Source organism: Nonomuraea cypriaca (assembly GCF_015645445.1).
Taxonomy (GTDB): Bacteria; Actinomycetota; Actinomycetes; order Streptosporangiales; family Streptosporangiaceae; genus Nonomuraea; species Nonomuraea cypriaca.
On record NZ_JADOGI010000398.1, the window covers coordinates 1 to 5,324 of the forward strand.

Consider the following 5,324-nt stretch of genomic DNA (forward strand, 5'->3'; position numbering starts at 1 on the left):
GGGGAGGTATGGGACCAGGTGGGACCGGCGCGGGAGTTGGCCGGGGTGGGTGGGTGGTTAGGCGTGGGAGCGGGTGGCGGCGTTTTGGAGGAGGGCGCGGCAGAGGTCTCCGAGGTCCTGGCCGGCGGCTTCGGCGGCCATCGGCAGGAGGGACGTCTCCGTCATCCCGGGTGCGACGTTGACCTCCAGGAAATGTGGCGTGCCCGAGGCGTCGACGATCAGATCCGTACGTGAGATGTCCCGCAGACCGAGAGCGGTGTGGGCCGTCACCGCGGTCTCCGCGCATGCCGCAGCCGCCTGGGCGGAGAGGCGGGCAGGGGCGAAGAACTCCGTGTGCCCGGCCGTGTAGCGGGCCGCGTAGTCGTAGACGCCCTCGTCGGGGACGATCTCCACGGCGGGCAGCGCCTCCGGCCCGTTGCCGAGGTCCACGACTGAGACCGCCACTTCCACGCCGTCGACGTACCGCTCGATGAGGGCCGTGTCGCCGTACGCGAAGCAGCCGACCATCGCGGCCGGCAACTCCTCCGCCGTGCGCACGATCGAGGCCCCCAGCGCCGAACCGCCCCGGGCGGGTTTGACGAACAGGGGGAGGCCGAGGTGGTCGACGATGCGCCCCAGCACCACGGCGGCGCCGAGGTCGTGGAACGTCTCCTTCGGCAGCGTGACCGACTCCGGCGTGCGCAGGCCGACTGAGCGGACGACCGCCTTGGCGGTGGGCTTGTCGAAGGCCACCCGGCAGGCGTCCGGGTCGGCGCCGACGTAGGGGACGTTGAGCAGCTCCAGGACCGAACGGATCGCGCCGTCCTCGCCGGCGCCACCGTGCAGCGTCACGAACACCGCGTCCGGCGGGTCCGCGAGGATGGAGGGGACGAGGGACGCGTCGGTGTCGCGGGCCTCGACGTCGACGCCCGCCGCCCGCAGGACCTCGCTGACTCGGCGACCCGAGCGCAGGGACACCTCACGCTCATAGGAGAGGCCCCCGGCCAGCACGAGCACGTGGCCCAGATCGCTCATCACATCTCCTCCGCTGATCGCACGCTGTCCAACCGTACCGGCGTCGGGGGTGCGTGGTGTACGCGAGGTGGCCTGTCCCCGGCCAAGAAACCGTGTCCGGGGCCGGTGGCCCAAACAGGGCATTGCGGTCCACGTACGGGATGCCGGTGCCTGAGAAGCCCGTGGGTCAAAGAGGAAGGCACCACAACACCCTGAGGACACAGAAATCCCATGCGCCCACAGGTCATGCCGACACGCACGATGCGGCACAGTCATGGGGGCCCGCCATAGGGCCACAGTGCGGCACCGCTGCTCGAAGGGCGACGTCCCACTCCGGATGCCCGTGCCCACGGACTCCAACGCCATACATGGAACGGTCAACGGCGCCATAGGGGGGCGTGCGTGTGTGGGAGGCCAACTGCCCGTGCCCCCGGACTCCAACGCCATACATGGAACGGTCGGCGGTGGCCATAGGGCGGCGTGCGTGCGGGGGAGACCAACGTTCCACTCCGCGGGGCCCGTGCCCGCCGGGCCATGCCGTCCACAGCGCCGCACAGACGGCGGCCACAGCGCGGCTCGGCCCAGAGGTCGACATTTTCGGTCCGGACACCCGTGCCGCCTTGATGCGACGCCGTCCACCGCGAATGCAGCCACCGCGAGTGCAGCAAACCGTTCGGCGCAGCCACCGTGCGGGACCGAAGCACGAGACGGCGCCGTCCAGAGGAGGGCGCCGTCCGTTGGGTGTGGTGTTGCTTAGGGAAAAATTTCTAGGCCAGGTCCGGTCCGGGCGTGTCCACGCCGTTGTGGTCGCGGGAGGAGCTCGTTCCGAAGGTGTCCCGGAGCTGCATCTCCTGCTCGATCACCCCGGCGAGCCGCCGCACGCCTTCGCGGATGCGATCAGGCTCAGGGAAGCAGAACGACAGACGCATGTGCCGCGCCCCGCTCCCGTCCGAGAAGAACCCGGTCCCAGGTACGAACGCCACCCGCTCGGCCACCGCCCGCGGCAGGATGGCCTTCGAGTCGAGCCCGTCAGGCAGAGTGGCCCAGACGAAGAACCCGCCGGCGGGGCGGGTCCACGTGACCTCGGGCGGCATCAGGGCGTCGAGCGCGTCGAGGAGGGCGTCGCGGCGCTCGCGGTAGAGCTCCTTGAACGACTTGATCTGCTCCCGCCACGGCTGCGTGGCGAGGTACTGGCCGACGGCGAGCTGGGTGAAGGACGAGTGTGACAGCACGGCCGATTCCATGGCCAGCACGAGCTTGTCGCGGATGGCGTGCGGGGCCAGGGCCCAGCCGACGCGGAAGCCGGGAGCGAGCGTCTTGGAGAACGACCCCAGATAGACCACACCATCCGGATTGTCGGCTCGCAGGGCGCGCATGGGCTCCCCGTCGAAGCCCAGCAGCCCGTACGGGTTGTCCTCGATGACCAGGACCCCGGCCCGCTGGCAGATGTCGAGCACCTGCTGCCGGCGGGCGATGTTCAGGGTGACGCCGGCCGGGTTGTGGAAGGTCGGGATCGTGTAGAGGAACTTGATGGGCGCCCCGGCGGTCTCCAGCGCGTAAATGGTCTGCGCCAGCGATTCGGGCACGATGCCCTGATCGTCCATGGCGATATGGACCACTTTGGCTTGGTAGGCGGCGAACGTACCCAGGGCTCCCACGTACGAGGGGCCCTCGGCGAGCACCACGTCGCCCGGGTCGATGAAGATGCGGGTGACCAGGTCGAGCGCCTGCTGCGACCCGACGGTGACGACCACGTCGTTCGCCCCGGCCTGAATCCCCTCCAGCCGCATGACCTCGCAGATCTGCTCGCGCAGATGCGGGTCGCCCTGGCCGGAGCCGTACTGCAGCGCGACAGGGCCGCGTCTGGTGACGAGGTCGGAGACCAACTCGCCGACCATGTCGAGGGGAAGAGCCGTGACGTACGGCATGCCGCCCGCGAGCGAGACCACCTCGGGCCTCGACGCGACGGCGAAAAGAGCTCGGATCTCGGAGGCGACCATCCCGGTAGCTCGCGCGGCGTACCGATCGACGTACGGGTCGATGCGCGACCCGTGGGTCGCGGGCGTCTGACCGTGATCCAGCTCTCCTGTCACGGCCCACCTCCTAGGTGTCATATCGGACCGAAATACCAGATTACGCCAGCCGGACATGTCGCACGTGACCGGGCTCGACCGACGTGGTGTCCGCTGGCGGCATCTTCACTGGGCTACGATGCCACCTGTGGACGCGGTTTTCGCGCGCTTTTCCGGGTCAACGATAGGGGCGGTAGTTGTCGCGCCGGCTGGTCAACATAACCCTGGACAATCTTGACGATCTGCCGCGCCGCTGCCGGCGGTGCGTTTTCTGGGAGCTCGATCCCGTCAGCGGCGACCGTGCGGAGGACTCGGGCGACCCCGGGCTGGAGAAGGAAGCCTGGATCTCCGGCACCCTGCTCGAATGGGGCAGCTGCGGCAAAATCGTCTACGTGGACGGGGTGCCGGCCGGGTTCGTGATCTACAGCCCGCCGCTCTACAGCCCTCGTTCGGTGGCCTTCCCCACCTCTCCGGTCAGCGCCGACGCGGTGCTGCTGATGACGGGCCACATCATTCCGGAGTTCTCGGGTGGCGGGCTGGGCCGAATGCTGATTCAGGGAGTTGCCAAAGATTTGACGCGGCGTGGGGTCAAGGCCATTGAAGCTTTTGGCGATCTCAAGTGGGAAGAACCTAGTTGCGTCGTTCCTGCGGAATACTTGCTTTCTGTTGGTTTTAAGACTGTTCGTCCGCATTTGCGTTTTCCGCGGCTTCGGCTGGAACTCAAGACCGCCGTCTCGTGGCGTGAGGACGTTGAGGTGGCCTTGGAGCGGCTCCTGGGCTCCATGAGTCCGGAACGCGCCCTACGTCCCGTCTGACGACTGCTCAGCGCCGTACAAGCACCTCACCGTACGAGCCGCACGAGCCGTACGACTCGTAGAACCGAAAGGCCCCCCGCCGGAGCGGGGGGCCTGGTGGGCGAAGCGCGCCGCAGTGGCGGACTAGATGATGCCCTCGAGTTCGCGCAGCAGCATGGCCTTCGGCTTGGCGCCGATGATCTGCTTCACGACCTCTCCACCCTTGTAGACGTTCATCGTGGGGATCTGGAGCACACCGTACTGGCGCGGAACCTCGGGGTTCTCATCGATGTTCAGCTTGACGATCTCCAGCTTGTCGCCGTGCTCGTTGGCGATCTCCTGCAGGATGGGGGAGACCTGACGGCACGGGCCGCACCACTCCGCCCAGAAATCGACCAGCACGGGCTTGTCGCTCTTGAGGACGTCGGCTTCGAATGTGGCGTCGGTGACAGCCTTCACGGTGCGCTCCTTACTTCTCGTTGTTGGCCAGCCAGCGCTCGGAGTCGAGCGAGGCCGAGCAGCCGGTGCCGGCCGCGGTGATGGCCTGGCGGTAGGTGTGGTCGACGACGTCGCCCGCCGCGAACACACCTTCGATATTGGTCGCAGTGGTCGGGGCGGCCACCTTGATGTACCCGTTCTCGTCGAGGTCGATCTGCCCCTTGACCAGCTCCGTACGCGGGTCGTGACCGATGGCCAGGAACAACGCGTCGGTGGCCAGCTCGCATTCCTCGCCGGTCTTGACGTTGCGCAGCTTCACGGCCTCGACCTTGGTGTCGCCGCAGACGTCGACGACCTCGGAGTCCCAGACGAACCGGATCTTCTCGTTCTCGTACGCGCGTTCCTGCATGATCTTGCTGGCCCGGAGCGTGTCGCGGCGGTGCACCACCGTCACCATGCGGCCGAACCTGGTCAGGAACGTGGCCTCCTCCATCGCGGTGTCGCCGCCGCCGACGACCACGATGTCCTTGTTGCGGAAGAAGAAGCCGTCACAGGTCGCACACCAGGACACGCCGTGGCCGGACAGGCGCTTCTCGTTGGTCAGACCGAGCTCGCGGTAGCCGGAGCCCATGGCCAGGATGACGGACTTGGCGTAGTAGGTCTCGGTGTGGGTCTTGACGACCTTGGGGTTGGCCTCGAGATCCACCTCGATGACGTCGTCGGCCACCAGCTCGGCGCCGAACCGCTCGGCCTGCTTGCGCAGGTTGTCCATCAGATCCGGGCCCATGATGCCGTCGGGGAACCCCGGGAAGTTCTCCACGTCGGTGGTGTTCATCAGCGCGCCGCCCGCGGTGACGGAACCCTCGAAGATCAGCGGCTTCAGCTCGGCGCGCGCGGAGTAGACGGCCGCGGTATAGCCAGCTGGGCCGGATCCGATAATGATCACGTTACGAACGTCGCTCAACGCCCCACGCCTTCCTCGTCTGCTGGTTGCCATCGGCGTCAACAGATCCTAGGCCGCCGTGAT

At 67.7% G+C, this 5,324-nt stretch carries 5 protein-coding genes; 1 reads left to right on the forward strand and 4 read right to left on the reverse strand.

Features of this window, described 5'->3' with window-relative positions; all coding sequences use genetic code 11:
• Positions 1-57: 57 nt before the first annotated feature.
• Positions 58-1,014, reverse strand: coding sequence for a D-alanine--D-alanine ligase family protein (locus ITP53_RS53575; protein WP_195903175.1), 957 nt, complete (start codon positions 1,012-1,014; stop codon positions 58-60).
• A gap of 746 nt (positions 1,015-1,760) precedes the next feature.
• Positions 1,761-3,086 carry an aminotransferase-like domain-containing protein gene (locus ITP53_RS53580; protein WP_195903176.1) on the reverse strand — a complete coding sequence of 442 codons (1,326 nt, stop codon included), beginning with the start codon at positions 3,084-3,086 and terminating at the stop codon, positions 1,761-1,763.
• Between the two features lie 176 nt (positions 3,087-3,262).
• Here ITP53_RS53580 and ITP53_RS53585 point away from each other — a divergent pair, with 176 nt between their 5' ends.
• Entirely contained in the window at positions 3,263-3,880 is a 618-nt protein-coding gene (locus tag ITP53_RS53585) for a GNAT family N-acetyltransferase (protein ID WP_195903177.1), read from the forward strand.
• Positions 3,881-4,003: 123 nt separating this feature from the next.
• Here ITP53_RS53585 and trxA read toward each other — a convergent pair whose 3' ends face one another.
• A complete protein-coding gene (gene trxA / locus ITP53_RS53590) occupies positions 4,004-4,318 on the reverse strand; it encodes a thioredoxin (protein WP_195903178.1) in 315 nt (104 codons plus the stop codon).
• Between the two features lie 10 nt (positions 4,319-4,328).
• A complete protein-coding gene (gene trxB / locus ITP53_RS53595) occupies positions 4,329-5,261 on the reverse strand; it encodes a thioredoxin-disulfide reductase (protein ID WP_195903179.1) in 933 nt (310 codons plus the stop codon).
• Positions 5,262-5,324: the final 63 nt, after the last annotated feature.

Coding starts and splice junctions, on each gene's coding strand:
- ITP53_RS53575 (WP_195903175.1), bottom strand. CDS start 1,014: ATGAGCGATCTGGGCCACGTGCTCGTGCTGGCCGGGGGCCTCTCCTAT.